The 23,486-nt window shown below is 72.1% G+C and carries 21 protein-coding genes and 1 tRNA gene; 9 read left to right on the top strand and 13 right to left on the bottom strand.

The window, feature by feature from the left end; all coding sequences use genetic code 11:
* Positions 1 to 202 precede the first annotated feature (202 nt).
* Both F603_RS0130050 and F603_RS0130045 read left to right on the top strand, forming a co-directional pair.
* Entirely contained in the window at positions 203 to 1,030 is an 828-nt protein-coding gene (locus tag F603_RS0130050; protein WP_019549632.1) for a helix-turn-helix domain-containing protein, read from the top strand.
* Between the two features lie 26 nt (positions 1,031 to 1,056).
* Positions 1,057 to 1,233, top strand: a complete 177-nt coding sequence (locus F603_RS0130045; RefSeq protein WP_078503794.1) for a DUF397 domain-containing protein — start codon at positions 1,057 to 1,059, stop codon at positions 1,231 to 1,233.
* Positions 1,234 to 1,236: 3 nt separating this feature from the next.
* On the opposite strand, the gene F603_RS0130040 is transcribed toward F603_RS0130045, so the two are convergent.
* From F603_RS0130040 to F603_RS0130030, 3 genes are all read right to left on the bottom strand, one after another.
* Complete coding sequence (locus F603_RS0130040; RefSeq protein ID WP_019549630.1) at positions 1,237 to 1,869, bottom strand: Uma2 family endonuclease; 633 nt, start codon at positions 1,867 to 1,869, stop codon at positions 1,237 to 1,239.
* 119 nt (positions 1,870 to 1,988) lie between these two features.
* Complete coding sequence (locus F603_RS0130035) at positions 1,989 to 2,747, bottom strand: TetR/AcrR family transcriptional regulator (protein WP_245600943.1); 759 nt, start codon at positions 2,745 to 2,747, stop codon at positions 1,989 to 1,991.
* Positions 2,744 to 3,751, bottom strand: coding sequence for an acyl-CoA desaturase (locus F603_RS0130030; protein ID WP_019549628.1), 1,008 nt, complete (start codon positions 3,749 to 3,751; stop codon positions 2,744 to 2,746). Before F603_RS0130030 ends, F603_RS0130035 begins: the two co-directional genes overlap by 4 nt.
* A 249-nt stretch (positions 3,752 to 4,000) precedes the next feature.
* On the opposite strand from F603_RS0130030, the gene ppc reads away from it, so the two are divergent.
* Entirely contained in the window at positions 4,001 to 6,772 is a 2,772-nt protein-coding gene (ppc, locus tag F603_RS0130025; protein WP_019549627.1) for a phosphoenolpyruvate carboxylase, read from the top strand.
* A 47-nt stretch (positions 6,773 to 6,819) separates the two neighbouring features.
* On the opposite strand, the gene F603_RS0130020 is transcribed toward ppc, so the two are convergent.
* The 7 genes from F603_RS0130020 to F603_RS0129990 form a co-directional block, all read right to left on the bottom strand.
* Complete coding sequence (locus F603_RS0130020; RefSeq protein WP_019549626.1) at positions 6,820 to 7,326, bottom strand: hypothetical protein; 507 nt, start codon at positions 7,324 to 7,326, stop codon at positions 6,820 to 6,822.
* 58 nt (positions 7,327 to 7,384) lie between these two features.
* Positions 7,385 to 7,990, bottom strand: coding sequence for an aminoacyl-tRNA hydrolase (gene pth, locus F603_RS0130015; protein ID WP_019549625.1), 606 nt, complete (start codon positions 7,988 to 7,990; stop codon positions 7,385 to 7,387).
* A 99-nt stretch (positions 7,991 to 8,089) separates the two neighbouring features.
* A complete protein-coding gene (locus tag F603_RS0130010; RefSeq protein ID WP_019549624.1) occupies positions 8,090 to 8,680 on the bottom strand; it encodes a 50S ribosomal protein L25/general stress protein Ctc in 591 nt (196 codons plus the stop codon).
* Between the two features lie 238 nt (positions 8,681 to 8,918).
* A complete protein-coding gene (locus F603_RS0130005; protein WP_019549623.1) occupies positions 8,919 to 9,896 on the bottom strand; it encodes a ribose-phosphate diphosphokinase in 978 nt (325 codons plus the stop codon).
* Positions 9,897 to 10,189: 293 nt separating this feature from the next.
* The gene (glmU, locus tag F603_RS0130000; protein ID WP_019549622.1) at positions 10,190 to 11,665 is read right to left on the bottom strand and encodes a bifunctional UDP-N-acetylglucosamine diphosphorylase/glucosamine-1-phosphate N-acetyltransferase GlmU; all 1,476 of its coding nucleotides are present in this window, start codon (positions 11,663 to 11,665) and stop codon (positions 10,190 to 10,192) included.
* 145 nt (positions 11,666 to 11,810) lie between these two features.
* Positions 11,811 to 11,881 (bottom strand) — tRNA-Gln (locus tag F603_RS0129995).
* Between the two features lie 6 nt (positions 11,882 to 11,887).
* Positions 11,888 to 12,802, bottom strand: coding sequence for a hypothetical protein (locus F603_RS0129990; protein ID WP_019549621.1), 915 nt, complete (start codon positions 12,800 to 12,802; stop codon positions 11,888 to 11,890).
* A 171-nt stretch (positions 12,803 to 12,973) separates the two neighbouring features.
* Here F603_RS0129990 and F603_RS0129985 point away from each other — a divergent pair, with 171 nt between their 5' ends.
* A complete protein-coding gene (locus F603_RS0129985; RefSeq protein ID WP_019549620.1) occupies positions 12,974 to 14,404 on the top strand; it encodes a sensor histidine kinase in 1,431 nt (476 codons plus the stop codon).
* Positions 14,405 to 14,444: 40 nt separating this feature from the next.
* Here the strand turns inward: F603_RS0129985 and F603_RS0129980 are convergent, their stop codons facing one another.
* The 3 genes from F603_RS0129980 to F603_RS0129970 form a co-directional block, all read right to left on the bottom strand.
* Positions 14,445 to 15,449 (bottom strand): hypothetical protein, encoded by a 1,005-nt coding sequence (locus F603_RS0129980; protein WP_026328852.1) that lies wholly within the window; start codon positions 15,447 to 15,449, stop codon positions 14,445 to 14,447.
* An 80-nt stretch (positions 15,450 to 15,529) separates the two neighbouring features.
* Entirely contained in the window at positions 15,530 to 16,018 is a 489-nt protein-coding gene (locus tag F603_RS0129975; protein WP_019549619.1) for an SUKH-3 domain-containing protein, read from the bottom strand.
* Positions 16,015 to 16,581 carry a YwqJ-related putative deaminase gene (locus tag F603_RS0129970; protein ID WP_019549618.1) on the bottom strand — a complete coding sequence of 189 codons (567 nt, stop codon included), beginning with the start codon at positions 16,579 to 16,581 and terminating at the stop codon, positions 16,015 to 16,017. The genes F603_RS0129975 and F603_RS0129970 overlap by 4 nt, the downstream gene beginning before the upstream one ends.
* A gap of 256 nt (positions 16,582 to 16,837) precedes the next feature.
* Between F603_RS0129970 and F603_RS0129965 the strand changes: the two genes are divergently transcribed.
* The 5 genes from F603_RS0129965 to F603_RS0129945 all read left to right on the top strand — a co-directional run.
* Positions 16,838 to 17,602, top strand: a complete 765-nt coding sequence (locus F603_RS0129965; protein WP_019549617.1) for a hypothetical protein — start codon at positions 16,838 to 16,840, stop codon at positions 17,600 to 17,602.
* Between the two features lie 180 nt (positions 17,603 to 17,782).
* On the top strand, positions 17,783 to 18,766 hold the full coding sequence (locus tag F603_RS0129960; RefSeq protein ID WP_026328851.1) for an SMI1/KNR4 family protein: 984 nt from the start codon (positions 17,783 to 17,785) through the stop codon (positions 18,764 to 18,766).
* A gap of 7 nt (positions 18,767 to 18,773) precedes the next feature.
* The gene (locus F603_RS0129955) at positions 18,774 to 21,041 is read left to right on the top strand and encodes an SUKH-4 family immunity protein (protein WP_019549615.1); all 2,268 of its coding nucleotides are present in this window, start codon (positions 18,774 to 18,776) and stop codon (positions 21,039 to 21,041) included.
* Positions 21,042 to 21,553: 512 nt separating this feature from the next.
* A complete protein-coding gene (locus F603_RS0129950; RefSeq protein ID WP_019549614.1) occupies positions 21,554 to 22,543 on the top strand; it encodes a coiled-coil domain-containing protein in 990 nt (329 codons plus the stop codon).
* 352 nt (positions 22,544 to 22,895) lie between these two features.
* The coding region (locus F603_RS0129945) for an ABC transporter ATP-binding protein (protein WP_019549613.1) at positions 22,896 to 23,486 on the top strand (591 nt) is incomplete at its 3' end.

The following is a 23,486-nucleotide window of genomic DNA, read 5'->3' as shown; positions in this document are numbered from 1 at the left end:
GCCGACTCCGGCCGCGCGAAGGTCAACGGCGAATAAACAGGGGCGATTTCAGCATTACCGTGCATAGCGTCCCTCTCGTTGGCTAGGTTTTTCCCGCCGGTTCGGTGGCGGTCAACCCACCCAAGCGAACGCTCCCGTCCCGGCGTCGCCCCTGGGACGGCACCGCCCGTCCCAGCTCGCATCCGGGACGAGACGAGCATTCATGAGGTTCCAGCCGCAGCCACTCACCCCCTTCCGCTCGGCCCGCCACTTCTACGGCGCCGAACTCCGCCGCTGCCGAGAGGAGGCCGGCCTCTCCCTCGCCCAGCTCTCCGGCGTCGTCAGTGCGGGCAAGAGCACCCTCGCGCGGATCGAGACGGCCGAGATCATGCCCCCGCCCGGCCTCTCCTCCCAACTCGACGCCGCGTTCGGCACGGACGGCCACTTCGTCCGCCTCTACGACCTCGCCCGCCGCGAGGCCCACCCGGACCAGTACCGGCGGTACATGGATTTCGAACGGGAAGCGGTGGGGGTCGCGCACTCCGCCGTCCAACTCGTACCCGGCGTACTACAGACGGAGGCGTACGCGCGGGCGATCTTTCGCACGGCAGCCGAGGCGAACGACGAGGTGGTGGAGGAACGCGTCGCGGCTCGACTCGCACGTCAGCAGCGGATGCGCGGCACGGACGTACCGCGGCTCTGGGTGGTACTGGATGAGGCAGTGATTAGCCGGCCGGTAGGGGGAGCTGCGGTGATGGCCGAACAACTGGCCTGTCTTCTCGCCTACTCGGCTCATGAGCGCGTCAACATTCAGGTGGCGCCATTCTCGATGGGTGGGCACTACCTGCTCGGAGGTTCGCTGACACTGCTGGAACTGCCGTCCGGTCGACATCTGGCGTGGGAGGAGGGCGTCGAAGTCGGACGCCTCTATGAGGAAGAGGGAGAGGTGCGGGGACGCCGACTTATCTACGATGTGTTGCGCGCGAACTCCCTCTCTTTGACGGAGTCCGCCGCGTTGATTCGGCGAACGATGGAGAGATTCCGGCTGTGAGAAGCGTCCGCGACCGTCCTTGCTCCATGTGGCACAGAAGCAGCTACAGCAACGCCGCCGGCGGCGAATGCGTCGAGGCGGCCCTCGGGTCCCGTGGGTGTGTGCCGGTGCGGGACAGCAAGTGGGGAGCGCAGTCCAGGGTGTTGGTTGTGCCGGACGCTGCCTGGGCGGAGTTCACGACGTACCTCCGGAAGGCCGCCTAGCCCTCAACTCCGCTTGTTCTTCCCGGCGTCGAGGATCTGCGCGACGTCGAGGGAGACCTTTGCGCCGATGGACTCGGGGAGTACGGCCTGCTCTCCGGGGGCGTGGAGGCGGTGGCTCTGGTACTCGCCGTCGGCCGGTTCGGTGAGGATGTGGAGGCGGCCGTGCCTGCGGTTGACGATCGCGTGGACGGGGATGCCGGCGCGTGCGTAGGCCAGTGCCTTGAGCCGCAGGTCGTTGTTGTGGTTCTCGGAGGTCACTTCCAGGACGAGGCGAAACACCCCCGGGTCGGCGCAGTTGCGTGCGGCGACGTGCTCGTCGATGTCGGAGTCCACCACGGCGAGGTCAGGGATGGCGTAGTCCGTGGGCTCCCCGGGCAGCCAGACGCCGATGCCCTGATGCACCTCGGTCTCACCTCCCTCGTCGTCGAGTCCAGCGGCGAAGAAGGGCCGCATGAGCCGGCTCAGGACCCTGGAATGGGGGACGTCCGGGGGCGGTGTCGCGGTGAGGATGCCTCCGACGATCTCGGCGCGGTACCCGGGGTGTGCCTCGGCGATGGCGTCGGCGGCCTCGGTGAGCGAGGGCGGGCGCTCGGAGGTGCCGTCGTCGGGCGGGAACTCGACGGGTGCTGCGGACATCGCGGGCCTCCCGGGTACGGTCGAGGACATCATCGTAGGTCGGCGCGGACGGCGAAGGCCCGTCCCGGGACGTGTCACACCTTCGTGTGGTCCGGAACGGGCCGTCGCGCCGCGGGAGTTCAGCTCCGTCTGTGGCCTATCAGCCGCGGCTTCTGCTCCAGGCTCTCAAGGCCGTGCCAGGCGAGGTTGACGAGATGCGCGGCGACCTCGGACTTCTTCGGCTTGCGGACGTTGAGCCACCACTGGCCCGTCAGCGCGACCATGCCGACGAGCGCCTGGGCGTAGAGCGGCGAGAGCTTCGGATCGAAGCCGCGCGACTTGAACTCACGGCCGAGGATGTCCTCGACCTGCGTCGCGATGTCGCTGATCAGCGAGGCGAAGGTGCCCGTCGACTGCGCCACGGGCGAGTCCCGCACGAGGATGCGGAACCCGTCGGTGTAGTGGTCGATGTAGTCGAGCAGCGCGAAGGCCGCCTGCTCCAGCAGCTCACGGGGGTGGCCTCCGGTGAGCGCGCCGGTCACCATGCCGAGCAGCCGCCGCATCTCCCGGTCGACGACGACCGCGTAGAGCCCCTCCTTGCCGCCGAAGTGCTCGTAGACGACCGGCTTGGAGACGCCCGCCTTGTGCGCGATCTCCTCCACCGACGTCCCCTCGAAGCCGCGCTCGGCGAAGAGGGTGCGCCCGATGTCGAGGAGCTGCTCGCGACGCTCCTTGCCCGTCATCCTGCGGCGGGCCCGCTTCTTCTGCTTGCGGGGACGGGGCCCGTCGCGGAACCCCGCCTCGCCCGTCTCGGCGGGGGACACCTCGTCCCCCTCGGCGTCTGCTGCTGTGTCCCCGCCCGTGGGGGAAGGCGTGTCGGTCGGCACAGTCACCATCATGCCGCCTGCGCCGGCTCCTTCCCCCGGCGGGAGCCGGTCTCCTCCTGCCGGCGCGAGTCGATGCGGTTCTTGCGGGGCCAGCGGACGTCGTACGCCCAGCCGGCGAGCTCGAACCAGCGGATCAACCGGGCGCTGGAGTCGAGTTGGCCGCGCTCGACACCGTGCCGCGCACACGTCGGGTCGGCGTGGTGGAGGTTGTGCCAGGACTCGCCGCACGAGAGGACCGCCAGCCACCAGACGTTCCCCGACCTGTCACGGGAGCGGAAGGGGCGCTTGCCGACGGCGTGGCAGATCGAGTTGATCGACCACGTGACGTGGTGGAGCAGCGCGACGCGGACCAGCGAGCCCCAGAAGAACGCCGTCAACGCGCCCTGCCACGACCAGGTCGCGAGGCCGCCGACGAGCGGCGGGATCAGCAGGGAGACCGTCGTCCACAGCACGAACTGCCGCGAGATGCGGCGCATCCCGGGGTCCCTGACGAGGTCGGGCGCGTACTTGTGCTGCGGGGTCTGCTCCTCGTTGAACATCCAGCCGATGTGCGCCCACCACAAGCCCTTGAGCAGCGCGGGGATCGTCTCGCCGTACCGCCACGGGGAGTGCGGATCGCCGTCCGCGTCCGAGTACTTGTGGTGCTTGCGGTGGTCGGCGACCCAGCGCACCAGCGGGCCCTCCACCGCCATCGACCCCATGATCGCCAACGCGATCTTCAGCGGGCGCTTCGCCTTGAACGCGCCGTGGGTGAAGTGGCGGTGGAAGCCGATGGTGATGCCGTGGCAGCCCAGGAAGTACATGCCGACGAGCAGGCCGAGGTCGAGCCAGCTCACGCCCCAGCCCCACAGCAGCGGGACCGCGGCCACCAGCGCCACGAACGGCAACGTGATGAAGAGGAGCAGCGCCACCTGCTCCATCGACCGCCGCTGTTCGCCGCCGAGGGTGCCGGTCTCCTCGGTGGTCGGTTCGGGTGCTTTCTCGGGCGAATCGAGTACGTCGGGGCTACTGGTCATGAACGTCCCTCGTGGAAGCTGGGCGATTGGCTACGGTTCCGTAACCTACGGCGTCGTAAGTATGGCAGCCCTTCCCCGCGGAAGACGAGGGCCCGAAGGTGGTGCGCCGGGCCGGACGCGGAGAGGCGTCCGCGAAGTGGGACGCACCGGACGCGCCCGTTGCGCCGAGCGCCGGCGGCCTATTCTGTGGAGGCGTCGGACAGCGCGGTCCGGCACCTGCCAGAAGCAACGCTGCAAGGAGCCGCACCTGTGAGCAGTGCCGACAGCAACCAGCCACCCGCCGACCTGGCCCGCACGGAAGAGCCGGCCGCCCCCGCCGAAGCCGGCGCCGAACTCCGCGCCGACATCCGCCGCCTCGGCGACCTCCTCGGCGAGACGCTCGTCCGCCAGGAAGGCGGCGAACTACTCGATCTGGTGGAGCGCGTACGCGCCTTGACGCGCAGCGACGGCGAGGCCGCAGCCGCCCTCCTCGGCGAAACCGACCTGGAGACGGCGACGAAGCTCGTCCGCGCCTTCTCCACCTACTTCCACCTCGCCAACGTCACCGAACAGGTCCACCGCGGACGCGAACTCCGCGCCCACCGCGCAGCCGTCGGCGGCCAACTCGCCCGCACCGCCGACCGCCTCAAGGACGCCGACCCGGAGCACCTCGCCGAGACCGCGGCCAACCTCCAGGTACGCCCCGTCTTCACCGCGCACCCCACCGAGGCGGCCCGCCGCTCCGTCCTCACCAAGCTCCGCCGCATCGCCGAGCTGCTGGAGAACACCGACCCGAGCGAGCGCCGCCGCACCGACCTGCGCCTCGCCGAGAACGTCGACCTCGTCTGGCAGACCGACGAACTCCGCGTCGCCAGGCCCGAACCGGCCGACGAGTCCCGCAACGCCATCTACTACCTCGACGAGCTCCACAGCGGCGCCGTAGGCGACGTCCTGGAGGACCTCGCCGCCGAACTCGACCGCGCCGGCGCCCCGCTGCCCCCCGGCACCCGCCCCCTCACCTTCGGCACCTGGATCGGCGGCGACCGCGACGGCAACCCCAACGTCACCCCGCAGGTCACCTGGGACGTCCTCCTCCTCCAGCACGAGCACGGCATCACCGACGCGCTCGCGCACATCGACGAGCTCCGCGGCGCCCTCTCCAACTCCGTACGCAACAGCGGCGCCACCGACGAACTCCTCGCCTCCCTCGAGGAGGACCTCGTCCGCCTCCCCGAGATCAGCCCCCGCTACAAGCGGCTCAACGCCGAGGAGCCCTACCGCCTCAAGGTCACCTGCATCCGGCAGAAGCTCCTCAACACCCGCGAACGCCTCGCCGAGGGCACGCCCCACGCCCCCGGACGCGACTACCTCGGCACCGGCGGCCTCCTCGAAGACCTCGCCCTCATCCAGGACTCCCTCCGCCGCCACCGCGGCGGCCTCGTCGCCGACGGACGGTTGGAGCGCGCCCTGCGCACCACCGCCGCGTTCGGACTCCACCTCGCCACCATGGACGTCCGCGAGCACGCCGACGCACACCACCACGCGCTCGGCCAGCTCTTCGACCGCCTCGGCGAGGAGTCCTGGCGGTACGCCGACATGCCCCGCGACTACCGGCAGCGCCTCCTCACCAGGGAACTCCGCTCCCGCCGCCCCCTCTCCCCGAGCCCGGCACCGCTCGACGCGGCCGGCGCCAAGACGCTCGGCGTCTTCGAGACCGTGCGCAAGGCGCTGGAGACCTTCGGGCCCGAGGTGATCGAGTCGTACATCATCTCCATGTGCCAGGGCGCCGACGACGTCTTCGCCGTCGCCGTCCTCGCCCGCGAGGCCGGACTCATCGACCTCCACTCCGGCTGGGCGAAGATCGGCATCGTCCCGCTGCTGGAGACCACGGACGAGCTGCGGATCGCCGACGAACTCCTCGACGCGATGCTCTCCGACCCCAGCTACCGCCGCCTCGTCTCCCTCCGCGGCGACCTCCAGGAGGTGATGCTCGGCTACAGCGACTCCTCGAAGTTCGGCGGCATCACCACCAGCCAGTGGGAGATCCACCGCGCCCAACGCCGCCTCCGCGACGTCGCACACCGCCACGGAGTCCGCCTCCGGCTCTTCCACGGCCGCGGCGGCACCGTCGGCCGAGGCGGCGGGCCCACGCACGATGCGATCCTCGCGCAGCCCTGGGGCACCCTCGAAGGCGAGATCAAGGTCACCGAGCAGGGCGAAGTCATCTCGGACAAGTACCTCGTCCCCGCGCTCGCCCGTGAAAACCTCGAACTCACCGTCTCCGCAACGCTCCAGGCGTCCGCGCTCCACACGGCACCCCGCCAGTCGGACGAGGCGCTCGCCCGCTGGGACGCCGCGATGGACACCGTCTCCGACGCGGCACACGCCGCCTACCGCCGACTCGTCGAAGACCCCGACCTCCCCGCGTACTTCTTCGCCTCCACCCCCGTCGACCAACTCGCCGAACTCCACCTCGGCTCCCGCCCCTCCCGCCGCCCCGACAGCGGCGCCGGACTCGACGGGCTCCGGGCGATCCCCTGGGTCTTCGGCTGGACGCAGTCCCGGCAGATCGTCCCCGGCTGGTACGGCGTCGGCAGCGGGCTCAAGGCCGCGCGCGAGGCCGGCCTCGACAGCATCCTCGAAGAGGCGTACGCCCACTGGCACTTCTTCCAGAACTTCCTCTCCAACGTGGAGATGACGCTCGCCAAGACCGACCTGCGGATCGCCGGCCACTACGTCGACACCCTCGTCCCGCCCGAACTGCGGCACGTCTTCACCACGATCACCGAGGAGCACCGGCGCACCGTCGAAGAAGTGCTGCGCATAACAGGAGAGAACGAACTCCTCGCCGCCAACCCGGTGTTGAAGCAGACACTCCGCATCCGCGACGCCTACCTCGACCCGATCTCCTACCTCCAGGTCTCCCTCCTCCACCGCCAGCGGCAGGCGGCCGAGCGCGAGGAGGAACCCGACGAGACGCTCGGGCGCGCACTGCTGCTCACCGTCAACGGCGTCGCCGCGGGCCTGCGCAACACCGGCTGACCCCGCCGCACCCGTGCGGGCCCGGCAGCCGCCGGGCCCGCACGGCGCTAGAACGTCAGCAGCGCCCACGCACCGGCGAGCAGCGCAGCGCCCAGCAGCCCCAGCCCGACACCGAGCCGCCGCATCCGCAGCCCGCCGACGACCACGATCGACGCCAGCAACAGCGCACCGCCCAACGGCGCCCAGGAGTACAGGATTCCGCCGGCGTCCGCGCGCACCGCATGCCGCTCGCCCGGGCGGAGCGCCGCGTCGAGCGTCTCGCCGGGCGAGCCCGAGACGGCTTGCCCCAGCGTCACCTTGACGGGCGCCGAGCCGGTGTCGGCGGAGAAGCGGCCCGTGCACGCGTCGTCGCCGCAGCCGGTGACGCGGACGGTGCCGCGCTCCTCGCCCGCCAGCGCCGGGTAGGCGTTGCCCCAGGACGCCCAGACGCCCGCCACCAGCAGCACCGTGGCGACGAGCACCATCAGCAGCGTCTTGGCGAGCAGCAGCATGCCGTAGACGTTCTCACCGAGACGGCGCCTACGGCTGCGTTTGTAGGGGGCACCGGAGCGCATGAGGCGGATACTGGCGAGAAACCCGCCACCGGTCAACTGCGGTGCGAGGTCTATCCGTTCAACCGTGGAATGTGCTCTGTGTCCGCTCAAGCCCCGCCGTGACCAGGGACTCGACGGCGTCGGCCGCGCGGTCCACGTGGTAGCCCAGCTCCTTGCGCTCGGCCCCGGAGAAGTCCTTCAGCACGTAATCGGCGACCTGCATCCGGCCGGGCGGGCGGCCGATACCGAAGCGGACGCGGTAGTAGTCGGGGCCGAGGGACTTGGTGAGCGACTTCAGTCCGTTGTGGCCGTTGTCGCCGCCGCCGCGCTTGAGGCGGAGTGTGCCGTAGTCGATGTCCAGCTCGTCGTGGAGCGCGACGATGCGGTCGAGCGGCAGCTTGTAGAAGTCGCGCAGCGCGGTGACCGGGCCGCCCGAGAGGTTCATGTACGACATCGGCTTCGCCAGCACCACCCGCGGTCCGGAGCCGGGCGCCCCGAGCCGCCCCTCCAACACGTGCGCGCGCGCCTTGTGCGTACGGAACCTGCCGCCGATCCGCTCCCCGAGCAGATCGGCGATCATAAAGCCGACGTTGTGCCGGTTGCCCGCATACCCGGGGCCCGGGTTGCCGAGGCCGACGACCAGCCAGGGCGCGTTGTCGGGGGCGCTGCTCGGAGTCGGCGGCATACGGGGTCCTCGGGTCGCGGGCGGTACGGCCAGGGCGCGGCGGTACCGCACCCGCGCGGCCGGCCCCGGCGAGGGGACCGGCCGCTGGGCGAAAGGGAGTTACTCGGCGACCGAGCCCTCGCCCTCCGCGGACTCCGGAGCCGGCTCCTCGGCCTGCGCCGCGAGGACGGAGAGGACCGTCTCGTCGCCCTCGATCGTCAGGGAGACGCCCTTCGGCAGCGTGATGTCCTTCGCCTCGATCGAGTCACCCGCAACGAGGCCCTCGACGGAGACGGTGATCGTCTCGGGGATCTGCGTCGCCTCGGCCTCGATCGGGAGCGTGTTGTAGACGTGCTCCAGGATGTGCTGGCCCGGGCCGAGTTCGCCCTCGATGTGCAGCGGCACGTCGACGTTGACCTTCTCGCCGCGCTTCACGGTGAGCAGGTCGACGTGGATGAGGAACGCACGGATCGCCTCGCGCTGCACGGCCTTCGGGATGCAGAGGACGCTCTTGCCCTCGATGTCCAAGTCGATCAGAACGTTGGAGTTCTTCAGCGCCATCATCATGTCGTAGCTCGGGATGGCGACGTGGACCGGGTCCGCGCCGTGGCCGTAGAGCACCGCGGGGACCTTCTCCTCGCGGCGCAGGCGACGGGCCGCGCCCTTGCCGAACTCGTTGCGGACGGTGGCGGTCAGTGTGACGTCGGCCATGCTGCGCTCCTCGCAGTCGTCGGTGTGATGGCGCCGGGGCGCCGCTCCGCCGGGCCGGGCGACCCCGCGGGCGTCACTCGGTCCGTCCACGACAGACCTGCTACGAAGAGCGCGCGTCGATAACGGATGAGCCGGCCTCCGGGCTGCCCCGGAACGCGGCACGGCCTCCCTCGCCGAGCGACGAGGGGAGTCTACTCGGAGAAGGAGGCCGCCGAAAAATCGATCACGCCGGCGTCCGCTACGCCTGCTCCTCGAAGAGGCTGGTCACCGAGCCGTCCTCGAAGACCTCGCGGACCGCGCGTGCGATCGTCGGCGCCATCGAGAGCACGGTGATCTTGTCGAGGTCCAACTCCCCAGGCGTCGGCAGGGTGTTGGTGAAGACGAACTCGCTCACCTTCGAGTTCTTCAGCCGGTCGGCCGCCGGACCCGAGAGGACGCCGTGCGTGGCGGTGACGATGACGTCCTCCGCGCCGTTGGCGAAGAGCGCCTCGGCAGCGGCGCAGATCGTACCGCCGGTGTCGATCATGTCGTCGACGAGGACACAGACGCGGCCCTTCACGTTACCGACCACCTCGTGCACGGTGACCTTGTTGGCGACGTCCGGATCGCGGCGCTTGTGGACGATGGCGAGCGGCGCCCCGAGGCGGTCGGCCCAGCGGTCGGCGACCCGCACCCGGCCCGCGTCGGGGGAGACGACCGTCAGCTTGTCGCCGCCGACCTTGCTCGCGACGTAGTCGGCGAGGAGCGGCAGCGCGAAGAGGTGGTCGACCGGACCGTCGAAGAAGCCCTGGATCTGATCGGTGTGGAGGTCCACGGTGAGGATGCGGTCGGCGCCCGCCTTGCGGAAGAGGTCCGCCATGAGCCGCGCCGAGATCGGCTCGCGGCCGCGGTGCTTCTTGTCCTGCCGCGCGTACCCGTAGAAGGGGACGATCACGGTGATCGACCGCGCCGACGCCCGCTTCAACGCGTCGATCATGATCAACTGCTCCATGATCCACTTGTTGATCGGCGCCGTGTGGCTCTGCATCAGAAAGCAGTCGGCGCCCCTGGCCGACTCCTGGAAGCGGATGTAGATCTCGCCGTTCGCGAAGTCGAAAGCTTTGGTCGGGACCACGCCGATGCCCAACTGCTCCGCTACTTCCTCCGCCAGCTCAGGGTGAGCGCGGCCGGAGAAGAGCATCAGCTTCTTCTCGCCGGTCGTTTTGAACCCGGTCACGAAGTGTCTCCTTGTTCCCTGCGTACTGCGTACCTGAGTACCTGCGTACGCGCGCTGCCGCACCTCGTGGCGGCTCACCGGCTACGCGCGCCCAATCAGGCGGAGGACGGGTCGCCTCGCCTACCTCGCTCACGGACGTCAACCGGACATCGACCGGGAACAGTGCACACAGCGCGCCCGGTGCCTGCGTCTACCCGCACGCACCGTGCGTATGCCCTGGTCCGCTCCAGGCTGCTCATGCATCGCGTGGGCCCTCCAACCGTACGCCCGGCCCCGAGCGGCCGAGCACCCGGTCAGGACTCCGAGCCCCCCTCGCCCGACGTCCTGCCCGAACCGTCCGCAGCCGCCTCCGCGGCGCGCGCCGCGGCGCTCCCCGGACGCTTCCTGGCCACCCAACCAGCGATGTTGCGCTGCTGACCGCGGGCGACGGCGAGCGAGCCCGGCGGCACGTCCTTGGTCACGACGGAACCGGCGGCCGTGTAGGCACCGTCCCCGACCGTGACAGGTGCCACAAACATGTTGTCCGCACCGGTCCTGCAGTGCGAGCCGATCGTCGTCCGGTGCTTGTCCACACCGTCGTAGTTGACGAAGACGCTCGCGGCACCGATGTTGGTCTGCTCGCCGATCACCGCGTCGCCGACGTAGGAGAGGTGCGGCACCTTCGTCCCCTCGCCGAGCTCCGCATTCTTCATCTCGACGAAGCTTCCCGCCTTCACCTCGGCCGAGAGCTTCGTCCCCGGCCGCAGGTAGGTGTACGGACCGACCTTCGCGCCCGCCCCGATCTCCGCCCCCTCGGCCACGGTGTTGTCCACCCGCGCTCCGGCGCCGACGACGGTGTCGGTCAGCCGCGCGTGCGGGCCGACCTCGCTGCCGGCGCCGAGATGGGTGGCGCCCTCGAGCTGCGTCCCCGGCTGCACGACCGCGTCCGGCTCGTACGTCACCGCGGTGTCCATCCACGTCGTCGCCGGGTCGACGACGGTGACGCCGGCGAGCATCGCCTCCTCCAGAAGGCGCTCGTTGAGCGTCCGGCGGGCCTGCGCCAACTGCACGCGGTTGTTGATGCCGGCGATCTCCCTGTGGTCGGCCGCGACGGCGGCGCCCACGCGGTGCCCCGCCTCCCGCAGGATGCCGAGGACGTCGGTCAGGTACTCCTCGCCCTGGCTGTTGTCGCGGCGCACCTTGCCGAGCGCGTCGGCGAGGAGGCGGCCGTCGAAAGCGAAGACACCGGAGTTGATCTCGCGGATCGCCCGCTGCCCGGCCGTCGCGTCCTTGTGCTCGACGATCTCCAACACCGCGCCGTCCGCGGCGCGTACGAGGCGGCCGTACCCGGTTGCGTCGGGGACCTCGGCGCTGAGCACGGTGACCGCGTTGCCCTCGGACTCGTGCACCTCGGAGAGGTGCCGCAGCGTCGCGCCGGTGAGCAGCGGGGTGTCTCCGCACGTCACGATCGTCGTGCCCTCGACGAGGACGCCGTGCTGCGCCAGCTCCTCCAGCGCGACCCGCACCGCGTGCCCCGTGCCGTTCTGCTGCTCCTGGACCGCCGTGTGGGCCTGCTCGTCGATCTCGGCGAGGTGCGCGGCGACTTGCTCGCGCGCGTGGCCGACGACCACGACGAGGTGGCCCGGATCGAGGCTGCGGGAGGCGCCGACCACGTGGCCGACGAGGGACGTGCCGCACAGGGAGTGCAGGACCTTGGGGGTGGCCGACTTCATGCGGGTGCCCTCACCCGCTGCGAGAACGACGACGGCTGCCGGGCGATTGGCGCTCACGGGGGTGCCCTTCGGCTTCGGGTGGGATGACATGCCGCAGGATACCGGGGGGTCGGGGAGCGGATGCGAGTGGCGCGGGGAGTGGGGGACGGACGCGCGACGGGCCGGCGTCGTAGACGCCGGCCCGTTCAGTAGTGCGCATGAGCTCCCGGGGAAGGATTCGAACCCTCATCAACAGGACCAAAACCTGTGGACTTGCCCTTAGTCGACCCGGGATTGCCCCTATGTCCGATTTGCCTTCTCGGCGCCTCGGGCACCCCATACTATGCCCCACCACCAGCCCTCGATGCGACGGTACAGATCAGCTCCCTGGAGCACTTTGATCACCAGGCAGCCCCGGTACCCCTCCGCGGTGTTCCGGCGCACCGTCTTCGGGTTGTGCTTCTTGAGGGACGTCTTGTGGAAGGCGGAGCGGTCCGCGCCCACGAGTTCGGCCCAGTAGTCCTCGGCCGCTGCCACGTCGGCGGACTCGTGGATCATGACGCAGAACCGGAGATGCCTTTGGGGCACACCGAGCAGGTGCAGCCAGGAGAGATACAGACTGATCATCTCGGGGTCGCTGTTGACGAAGGTGACCTTCTCCCTCCGTGCGTACGGTTTGCTCTTCGACCCCTCGGCCCAGTACAGCCCCACCCCGACGAGGAAGAGCTCCCGGTCGGTCAACTCGCCGATCTCGGCGGTCGCCTCCCGTGTGGTGCGGCGGCGCTCCTCCTCGCGGCGGGCCGACTCGAACTCCCAGCGCTTCCGGGAGGCGAGGTGTGCCTGTTCCGACGGGGTGCGGGACGGGGCGGGGCGGGGCAGGTCGCGGACCCACAGGGATATGGAGCTCTTCGAGACGCCGAGTTCGAGTTGGATGCGGTCGTACGTCCAGCCCTCGGTGCGCAATCGGCGTGCGCGGGCGCGGAGTTCGTCCTTGGCGCGCGGGCGGCGGGTCCACTCGGGAGGGGGCTCGCCGGTGAGGAGGCGGTTGAGGAGGTCGTTGTTGTGTACGCCTAGTTCGTCGCGGATGCGGCGGCGGCTCAGCCCGGCGCGGCGCAGGCGGACGGCCTCGGCGCGCAGGTGCTCGTAGGTGGTGGCCCCCGTGCGCAGGCCGCCGGTGTCGTCGCGCGCGGAGGCGGGTTCGGTGGGTGACGTCATGGGTCCAGCGTCGTCGCGCCGGGGGTGCGCTCACCGGCCCGCTTCAGCGGTTCGGGTGGGATCGCGCTGTTCCGTGCCCGAAGTCGGCTGTCCTGGGATAGAGGCGTGCGGAACGGGACGTTCCTGGGCTCTCCGGGGGAAGGCGTGACCGGCGGTCGTACGCTGGGCGCTATGACCGAGTCGGGGGAGAGCCGCGTCCGCGCAGGGCCCGGGGAGCAGGAGCGCAGGGGACCGCCGTGGTGGCGGTGGACGTACTGGTGGCAACGACCGCGCAGCGCCGCGCTCGACGTGCTCCTCGCGGTCGCCTCCGCGCTGGAGAGTGCGGTGCGCGGCGTCGGTTTCGCGCGCGAGACGGGGGTGCCCGTCGCCCTCTCCGTGGCGTTGGGGGCGCTCGCGGGGGCGGTGCTGCTGGTGCGCAGGCGGTGGCCGATCGTCGTGGTGCTGGTGGGGATCGCGGTGCTGCCGGCGCAGACCGGCTTCGTGCTCGGCGTCGTCGGCCTCTACACGCTCGCTGCGTCCGCCGTCCCGCGGCGGATCATCGCGCTGCTCGCGGGGATGGGTGCGGCGGGGACGCTGCTGATCACGCTGATCCAGATGGACCGCTCCATCGGCCGGGAGGCCGACTTCAATCCGGACGCCTGGTTCATGCCGCTCGTCGCCGTGCTGATGTCGGTCGGCGTGACGGCGCCGCCGCTTCTCCTCGGCCTCTACGTCGGCGCCCGTCGGCGGCTCGTCGTCTCGCTGCGGGAGCGCGCGGACGGTCTGGAGCGGGAGTTGTCGCTCCTCGCCGACCGTGCGGAGGAGCGCGCCGAGTGGGCGCGGAGCGAGGAGCGGACGCGGATCGCGCGGGAGATGCACGACGTCGTGGCGCACCGTGTGAGCCTCATGGTGGTGCACGCGGCGGCGCTCAAGGCGGTGGCGCTGAAGGACCCGGAGAAGGCGGCGAAGAACGCGGCGCTCGTCGGTGACATGGGGCGGCAGGCCCTCGACGAGTTGCGGACCATGCTCGGCGTGCTGCGCTCGGGAGAGGCGGTCGAGGAGAAGGCGGAAGTGCCCTCGCGGCTCGCGGAGTTCGTGGCGACGGCGAGGGGGCCGGGCGCGGCGGAGGCGTCGTGCGAGGACGTCCCGGTGCCGGTGCAGGCCGTCGCGGACGTCGGCGCGGGTGGCGCGGCGACGGCGGTGCGCGACGTGGCGGACGCCGGAACGGTGCCGTTGCTCGCCGAGTTGGACGCACTCGTCGGGCAGTCGCGGGCGGCCGGGATCGCGGTGGAGCTGTCGATCGAGGGGGAGGCGCGGGTCTATCCGGCTGCCGTGGAGCAGACGGCGTTCCGTGTCGTGCAGGAGGCGCTCACCAACGTGCACAAGCACGCGGCGGGTGCGCAGACGCGGGTGCGGCTTGCGCACCGCGAGGACGAGGTGGCTCTTCAGGTGGAGAACGACCCGGCGCCGGCGGAGGGGGCGGCGGATGCGGGGCTGCCGAGCGGCGGCAACGGGCTCGTGGGGATGAAGGAGCGCGTGGTGGCGCTCGGGGGTGGCTTCGTCTCCGGGCCGACGGATGCGGGGGGCTTCCGGGTGTCGGCGATCATTCCGCACGGGCGCTGAGCGGCGCCCGCTCGTCGGCGGGCCGCGGCGGGCGTGGTTTTCACCCCCGGCTGCATGCGCGGCAGCCGTCGGCGCGCTCCGGGTCGAAGCGGCGTCCGCAGGAGCAGCGCGGCCAACCCAGGCAGGCGGGGCAGTAGGGGTAGGGGTCGGCGACGGGGAGGCCGCAGGCGCCGTCGCGGCCTTCGCACTCGCGGAAGGGGGGTGCGTCGGCGAGCGCTTCGGAGAGGGGGCGGTCGGCGACCTTGCGCGGGTCGCCCTCGGAGGGCTCGTCGTGTTCCTCGTCGTGGTGTTCGGGCGTCGCGCGTAGGAGGCGGCCGCCGCGGCAGACGGGACAGGGGCGGTCGTCCTCGTCCGGCCTGCTCGGGTCGGCGCGGTGCCAGCCGTCCTCGCAGCGGCCGTTGCAGGGGGTGGGGGCGAGGAGCCAGGTGAGGACGGTGTCGGGGCGGCGTTCTTCGCCGGGTTCTTCGGTGCGGAGCGGGCGGTGCGCCCAACTCGTCCACCAGCGGCGGCCGATGCGGTTGATCAGTTCTGCGGGGGTGCGGGTGCGCAGTTCGGCGTGGAGGACGTCGAGCGCGGCGGGCGGCAGGGCGCCGCCGCAGGCGCGGAGGAGCGGTTCGGGGAGGGCGGCGAGGACGGTGCGGGCTGCGTCTCGGGGTGCGCGGCAGGCGTCGCACTGCTCGCGGGTCGAGGAGCGGGGGAAGTAGGTCTTGGCCCACTTGCGGCGGTCGCTCCGGCCCTCGGGTGCGACGGTGACGAGTTCGTCGGCGGGTGCGGGGCGCGGGGGGAGCGGGGCGCGGCAGGTGCGGCAGCGTCCGCGGCAGGTGCGGCATGCGGCGCCTTCGGGGGTGGGCGCGTGGCAGTCGGGGCACTCGCGGCGGCAGGGCGCGCACAGGTGGTCCTCGGGGTGCGGGACGGCGAGGAGGCGCTGTTGGCAGCGGGCGCAGAGCTGGTGGTTGTGGCGTTCTTCGTGGGTGGGGAGGAGGGGGTGGTCGGGGCAGAGGTCGCAGCGGACGGTCGGCAGGTCGGCGCGGCGCGGGGTGAGCATGCCGGCTCCCGGGGTTCGACTACGGACGACTCCTCGCAGGCTAGCGGCCGTTGGCCGGAGCTGTGGCGGGGCGGCCGGGGTCAGAGGGTGGCGGTGAGGCGGGCGGGGCGGTGGCCGAGGAGGAGTGCGGTGAGGGCGTCGTCGAAGCGGGGGCCGAGGTACCAGTCGCCCGAGGCGTCCACGCCGTAGGTGTGGCCTGCGACGTCGACGACGAGCAGCGCCTCCCCTTCCGTCTCGGTGCCGACGGGGCAGACCTCGGTTCCGAGTGCGCGGCCGAGGTCGCTGAGGGTGCGTGCGGCGTGGAGGCAGGGCAGCGGGTCGACGGTGACGGCGGTGGGGGCGAGGTCGCGGCCCTGCGTGGTCGGCGCGATGTGCAACGGGCCGAATTCCGCCCAGACTTCGACGGCGGCGGGGAGGACGGCGTGCCGGTGGCCGCCGGGCGAGGTGTGGGCGCGGAGGGTGTCGGCCCACTCCTCGGCGTGGCGGATCTCCCAACGTCCGGGCTGCCAACCGGAGTCGGCGAGCGCGGCGGCGACGGGTGCGGGGAAGCGTTCCGCTGCGGGGGTCACGGTGCGGGCTCCGTCGGTGCGTCGGCTCCGGTGCCGGTTTCGGGGGCGACGACGGCGATGCCGAAGTGGCCGAGGAGGGCGGTGCAGGAGCGGCAGGGTGGCGCGTAGCTGCCGTGGAGGGGGTCGCCGTCCTCGCGGATGCGGCGGGTGGTGAGGCGGGCGCGGCGCAGGGCCTTGCGGGCTTCGCCGTGGCTGAGCGGCTTCGTCTGGCGTGGCTTGCGTCCGCTGCGGCGGGTGCGTTTTGCCTCGCGTGCCTCCTCGGTCGCGTGGAGGAAGCGGGAGAGGAGGACGGATTCGGCGCAGCGGCCGGTGTGGCGGGTGCGCTGTGCGGGGGCGAGTTCGTCGAGGAACCGGCTGACGAGCGGGTGGAGCGGGGGCGGTTGGTCGCCCTTGGCGCCGGTGCAGGTGAGGGTGGTTCCGTCGACGTGGAGCGCGGCGGCGACGGCGGGGAGGAGGGCGTCGCGGCGGTGGCGGAGCGCGGGTGCGTCCGCCTGGTCCTGTGGGGCGGGGTGGGGCGGGGTGTGCTCGGCCTCGTTGGTCTGCGGTGGTGGTGCGGTGTGCATGGTGGTGCGTTCCTCCCGTGCGTCCCCCGCGTTCGGGGACCGGCGCCAAGTATGCCGTGTGCGGCTTCGTGCGGGGTGGTGACCCGGCTTGTCGCGGTTCTGTGACGGTTTTCCGCTCGGGGCCGGTGCGGGGGTGGTGGGACGGGCGTGGGCAGGTCAACATCGTGGGCCGGAAGGACCGACGGGGTGGACCGGCCAGGGCTGAGGCGTTCTTCTTCGCCTGCGCGCGGCCCCTCGGAAGACGGGAGTTCAGCAGATGCGCACCACCACTCTGAGGCGTGCGGCGGTCGTGGCCGTGCTCGTGCCGGCCGTTGCGCTTCCCCTCGCTGCCTGTTCGAGCGGGGACGACGACGGGTCGGGGTCGTCCTCCGGCGGGTCCTCGCAAGAGGGCGGTGACGACGGGAGGTCCGGCGGCGGTGAGGCGTCCGGGAAGCCGCTCACCGGCAAGGAGTTGAAGTCGGCGCTGCTGAAGAGCGGGGAGGCGGGCGACTACCGGGTGCGGTATCAGAAGGACGGCGGCCCGCTCGATACCGATGCCGTGCAGGTGAACCGCAGGGAGTGCCAGCCGATCGTCGATCTGTTCAGCCCCGAGCCGGCGCATGCGCGTGCCGCGTACGCGAGTGCCGCGCTGGCCGAGAGCGGGGTGGGTACGGGTGGCGCGTTCCAGCAGGTGGTTCTCTCCTCGTACGAGGAGCAGGACGGTGCGGCGAAGACCTTCGGCGGTCTGCGTACGGCGGTCGGGAAGTGCGACGGCTTCGTCGGGAGCCAGGGCGGCGCCAAGGAGGAGCAGGTGACGATCGAGGCGGGCGACTCGGCCGATGTCGGCGTGGACGCGGTGCAGTTCACGATGCGTCCGAAGTCGAGCAAGGCGGGGTCTGCGATGTCGGTCACGGTGGTGCGCACTGCGGGGAGCACGGCGACGTTCGCGTCGATGGCGTTGGAGGGTGGGAAGGCGAAGCCGATGGAGGGGGCGGTGGTGAGGGAGCAGCACCGGAAGTTGGAGGCGGCGGAGAAGGGGTGATGCGGTCGGCGTGCGCGTCGGTCGTGCGGTGGTGGGTTGGTCAACGGTCGTACGCGGCTTGCTTCGTGGGGACGCGCACGGTCCGGGGCCCCGCCTCCGGCCCCCCGGGCCCGGTGACTGCGTGTCGCCGTACCGCATAGGCTGTCCCGTACCAGCCAGACGCAGCAGGGGGCCAGCGCGATGACGACAGGTCGGCTCGGGCAGCATGCCGCGCCACCGAACCGTGCGTACGCCGGGCAAGTGGTGAACTTCCCTGACCCGGTCAGGGCGGCCCGCCATACCGCCGGGGTGCCGGTCGACCGCTACGGCTTCCCGGACTTCTCCGGGTACGCGCGTGCAGCCGCCGAGATCGCGGAGCCTCCCGAGGGCTTCGGGGGCGACGAACTCCGCCTCACGGACTACGTGTCGGCCAACGCCGCGCTCCACGCTTCGGGTCACGAGCTGTGGGGGAGCCTGCCGCCCGTGGCGACGCCGCACGGCTGGACGTGGCACCACGTCGCCGGTGGCCGCCGGATGGAGTTGGTGCCCGTCGAGGTGAAGGCGTTGCTGCGGCACCACGGCGGCCTCGCCACGGCGGCCGTCGACCATGCGAAGACGGGCACGCGCCCGCTCCAGGAGACCAAGCCCGTGCACTTCGAGGCGCCGCGCGAGGTGGCCGTTCCCGAGGCGCGGGTGCGGGAGGCGGAGGAGCGGTTGGGGTATCGGCTTCCCGAGGCGTACCGCTCGTTCCTCAAGGCGGCCGGCGGCTGCGCGCCGCGCGGGGTGGCGCTCGACGCCGAGTTGGGTCTCCTCTTCGATCAGCCGTTCTTCACGCTGCGTGCGGAGAGCGATCGTGCCTCCGTCGACGACCTCGTCTACGTCAACAAGTGTCTGCGCGACCACCTCACCAAGGACTACCTCGGCGTCGCCTTCGTCCAGGGCGGGTTGCTCGCGGTGAAGGTGAGGGGCGAGGCGGTGGGTTCCGTCTGGTTCTGCGCGTACGACGACGCGGGGGACGCGGACGGCCTCTCCGTACAGGAGCGCGTGGAGCGGCTGCTCCGGCCCTGCGGCGCCGACTTCGACGAGTTCCTCCGGAGGCTCGCCGGGAATCCGCCGGAGTTGGAGACGGTGGCGAACCTGATGGTCGACGGCGGCTTCGCGCTCGCCGTCGAGGTGGAGAGGTGAGGGCGCGATGGTGACCTTGGCGCAGGCACAGGAGCGCGCCGAGCGCTGGATCAACGGCGCGGAAGTGCCGTCGGACCAGCGGCGCGAGGCGCAGGTGCGGGAGTTCGCGCTCGGCTTCGTCGCCTGGGCGGGCCCCGACTCGCCGGAGGCGGCGGGCCCGCGGCTGGTGATCGCGAAGGACAGCGGTGACGCGACGCTCTGGCCCGGCCTCCCCGTCGACGAGGTCGTGCGCAACTTCGAGGAGGAGTACGGCGGTTCACCGGCGCCCGCTCCTGCGCCCGCCCCGGAGCGGCTGGACCTGGAGGCGACGTCGTTCCTGTTGACGCCGCCCGAGTGGCTCCAGCAGGCGGCCGACCAGTTGGGCATCCCCGACCGCCGCTCGGCCGAGGAGCCGGCGGCGGAGCCCTCGGCCCCGGCTGCGTCCGATTCGGCTCCGAGTCCGTGGGACGCGGCGGACACCAGCGGCTCGGGCGGAGTTGCGCAGCAGCCGCCCGCGACCGTCTTCGCGCCGCCGCTCTCCGGCGACGACGAGGAGGAGAGCGCCTCGTCGGGATCGCATTCCGAGGCGCGCACCGAACTGATGCCGGAGGGCAGCTCGTTGCCGGGGGTGGCGGCGGGTCCGCCCGTCGAGGAGGCCGACTCCTCGCCGTCGCAAGGCGGTTCGGCGGGGCTCCACCACGCGGCGACGGTCCTGTCCGAGGGCGCGGCCCTGCAGGTGCCGCCGCCCCCGGACGCGGGCTCGTCGGGCGCCGGCGACATCGCCGACGCCGACACCAGCCGGGCGCCCGGCGGTCCGGTCTCGTCGCGGTCCTCGCGCGGCGGTCCCACGGTGCCGCCGCCTCCGGGCGCGCCCGGTACTCCGGGTGCGCGTCCAGGCGCCGGTTATGTGCCGACGCAGCTCGTCTCCTCCGACGACGTCGCGCAGGCGGGCGCGGAGGGCGGGGGCTCAGCCTCCGGTTCGGACTCGCAGGGCGGCGGTGTGCACCACGCGGCGACGGTCCTCTCGGACAGCTCGCAGGGCGGCGCCCCGATCCCGCCGCCGCCGGGGACGCCCGGGGCTCCGGGCGCGGGTTCCTCGGGAGGCGACGTCCACCAGGCTTCGACGATGCTCGCCGGCGGTCAGCCCTCGACCCCTGCGGCCCCGGGTCCTCCGCCCAACGCGCCCGGCCCGCCGCCGCCGGCCCCCGGCACCCCGCCCCCGGCTCCGGTTTCGGGTACCCCGCCGCCGGCTCCGGGTGCGCCCGCGCCGGGCGGCCCGGCTCCCGCGTACGGCTATCCCCAGCAGCCGTCCGGCCAACCGACGGTCGGCCCCGGTTACATGGCGGTGCTCCGCTACCGCGCGGCCGACGGCTCGGAGCAGCAGCTCATCCGGCGGTCGGCGCCCGGCACCCCGCACCCCGAGTGGCAGCTCCTCCACGAGCTCCACGGCATGAACGTCCCGCCGCAGCAGGTGGTGGAGCTCCACACCGAGCTGGAGTCGTGCGAGCTGCCGGGCGGCTACTGCGCCCGTATGGTGCGCGAGACGTGGCCGCAGGTGCGGGTGAGCCATACCGCCGCGTACGGCCGCGACCATGCGTCGCGGCAGGACGGCATGCGTCAACTTCTCGCGCACCAGGGGGAGTTGCACCAGGTGGCCGACGGCCCCGCGCGCCCGGCTCCGCACCGCGTCCCGCTTCCGCCGCAGGTGCAGCCGGCGCCGCCGCTGCCGCCCGACGGCATCGGCCAGGAGCTCCTCCAGGCGTTCGGGCCGCAGGGCGTCTTCCGTTTCGACCAGCGTGCCGTCTCCCGGCAGGGTGTGCCCGACGTGGTGGCGCAGACCCTGGTGTGGGCGGGCATCCCCATCGAGATGGGGCCCTTCTTCTGGGGGCAGGCGCAGCCCGGCCGCCCGGTGCCGACGCTCGCGGAGCTGGCCCAGGAGCGCGGCGTGCAGCCGTCGTCCGACGCGGGCTCCTACCTGGTGATGGGGACCGACTTCGGCCGTCAGTTGTGCGTGCAGTACGGCACGGCCAATATCGTCGCCGTGCCGCTGGAGGCGGGGCCCGGTGGGCAGCCGGCGCAGCCGCAGTTCGTCAACACGGGGCTGCCGGAGTTCGTGCGCTCGCTCGCCCTGCTCGGCCGGATGTGGCGGCTCCGCTACGGGCTCACCCAGGAGCAGGCCGGCCGCTGGACGGTCGACTTCCAGCTCCAGTTGGCCGCTTTCGACGCGGCGGCGCTCGCCTCGCCCGAGAACTGGTGGTCGGTGCTGCTGGAGCAGATGTGGGACGGGCTGTTCTGAGTCGTACGTTCCGCGGGTGCTGAACTCTCGTGTGGCGCGGGGTAGTTGCGGTGTCGGCGGTGTGGCGCTCGGCTGTTCGGCGTGCGTTGTCGCTTTCCGGTGTGCGGTCTCGTTCGGCGCCGGTGGGGTCCCGTTGCCCGTCCGAGAGGGGGTAGTTCGTGGCGGACTTTGTGTCGATTCCCTCACACGAGTGGCATCGCCGTGGTCTTGGCTGACGGTTCCAGGGGCCTGTGCGGCGGCGTGCGCGGTTCCGAACCCCCGCTCACCGCCGCGTGGTCGGGGTCGGCACGGTCCGCGGGGTCACTGGGGCGTGTGGGGTTTCGGGTCGGTTGCGACGGGTTGTGCCGATTACTGCTCGGCACGTGAAGTAGCGCATCCTGGGGTACGGCTGCGGGTGGAGTATGGCGGTATGGCCGCTTCGCCGAGGGGGTCTTGCGGGGGTCGCGGGTCCGCCTAGGGGCTCGCGGCCCTGTGCTGCTCGTTGCGTTGGAGAATTGAGATAGGGGCTCGCTATGAGTGCGTCGTCGCCGCACGGCTTTGTCGTGGTCCGCCGCGGGTACCGGCCCGAGGAAGTCGACGGCCGGGTCGCCGACCTGACCGAGGAGCGCGAGGCCGCGCACCGCCGCGCGGACGCGCTCGAAGCGGAGGCCGAGGAGGCCGAGGCCGAGGCCGAGCGGCTCCAGGGCGTCGTCGCCTCGCTGCCGCCGCAGACCTACGCCACCCTCGGAGCCCGCGCCCAGGACCTGTTGGGCCTCGCCGAGACGGAGGCCGAGGAGGTGCGCTCCGCCGCGGAGTCCGGCGCCGCGCGCACCGCCGAGGAGGCCGAGGAGGAGGCCCGCTCGGTGGGGGAGGCGGCCCGCGTCGAGGCGGAACGCATCAGAGCGGAGGCGGAGCGCGCCGCGCAGCAGCGCCTGGAGGAGGCCGAGGCCGAGGGCGAGCGGAGGGTGGCCGAGGCCGAGGCCGAGGCCGAGTCGGTGCGGGGCGAGGCCGCCGAGGCCCTGCGCGAGGCGGCGCGGCGCTGCTCCGAGCTGCTCGCGGAGCAGGAGCGCGAGCACACGGCCGAGTCGGAGTCGGCCGACCACGACCTCGCCCGCGAGAAGGCCGAAGTCGACGCCAGGGTGAGCGAGTTGGACGAGCGGGCCGAGCACCTCCTCGCCGACGCCAAGCGGGCGCACGCCGAGGCCGAGGAGGCGGCGAGGCACCGGGTCGAGGACGCGCAGGCGCAGGCCGAGGAGTTGTTGGCGCAGGCGCGGCTGCGGGAGGAAGGCGTCGAGCGCGAGACGGAGCGGATCCTGCGCGAACACCAGGAGCAGTCCGACGAGATGCGCCAGCACATGGCGCACGTCCGGTCGAGTCTGTCGACCCTTACGGGCCGTACCGCCGAGGTCCCCCCCAAGGACGAGACCTCGCCACTTCCCGGGGAGCAGGAGCCCGACCGCGAGAAGGTCCCCGCGCAGTCCGTCTCCATCCCCGCCCAGCAGACGGTACGCAGGGGCGATTGACCCGGTAACTCCCCCTCGAGGGCCGGATGCGCGTCGGCGCGTCCGGCCCTCGCTGCGTTCGGGCACCGCCGCGGCGGCCCGCTTCCCCCGACGTCCCCGGGGACGCGTCTCGTGCCGCGGCAGGACGCCGGGGGCGTCGAGGGCCCGTAGCTTCTGTGGGGCGGGCCGCACACGTGTGGTGGGGCCTGCCCCCGGTCGGATACACGGACGCGCACCATCGCGGCCGAGGCCGGGGGTGCAGCAGCATCGAAGAGCTGTCGGGGGCGTACCGGGACCGGGTCGCGGTGGGCGCCGAGGCGCGGTCTCGGGGCGGGAGTCCCGGGCTTTCTGTCGAACCGAGGAGAGAACTGGAATGACTACTGCCGTGACGGGCCACGGGGGCGCCGAGAAAGTGGCGGCGTCCGCGCGCCAGGTGGTCAAGGCGTACGGGTCGGGCGAGACGAGCGTCCTCGCCCTCGACCACGTCGATGTCGACATCGTCCGGGGGGAGTTCACCGCGATCATGGGGCCTTCCGGCTCCGGGAAGTCGACGTTGATGCACTGCCTCGCGGGCCTCGACAGCGTCACCGAGGGGCGGATTCACCTCGGTGAGACGGAGATTACGGGGTTGCGGGAGAAGTGGTTGACGCGGTTGCGTCGGGATCGGGTGGGGTTTGTTTTTCAGGCGTTCAATCTGCTGCCGACGTTGTCGGCGTGGGAGAACATCACGTTGCCGATGGATATTGCGGGGCGGAAGCCTGATCGGGCGTGGGTGGAGCAGGTGGTAGCGACGGTGGGGTTGGGGGATCGGTTGCGTCATCGTCCGGGGCAGCTTTCGGGTGGGCAGCAGCAGCGGGTGGCGGTGGCGCGGGCGTTGGCGTCGCGGCCGGAGATTATTTTCGGGGATGAGCCGACGGGGAATTTGGATTCGCGTTCGGGTGCGGAGGTGTTGGGGTTTTTGCAG

Origin of the sequence: Streptomyces sulphureus DSM 40104 (assembly GCF_000381025.1) — a bacterium.
GTDB lineage: Bacteria > Actinomycetota > Actinomycetes > Streptomycetales > Streptomycetaceae > Streptomyces > Streptomyces sulphureus.
This window is presented reverse-complemented; position numbering and strand designations above follow the sequence as displayed.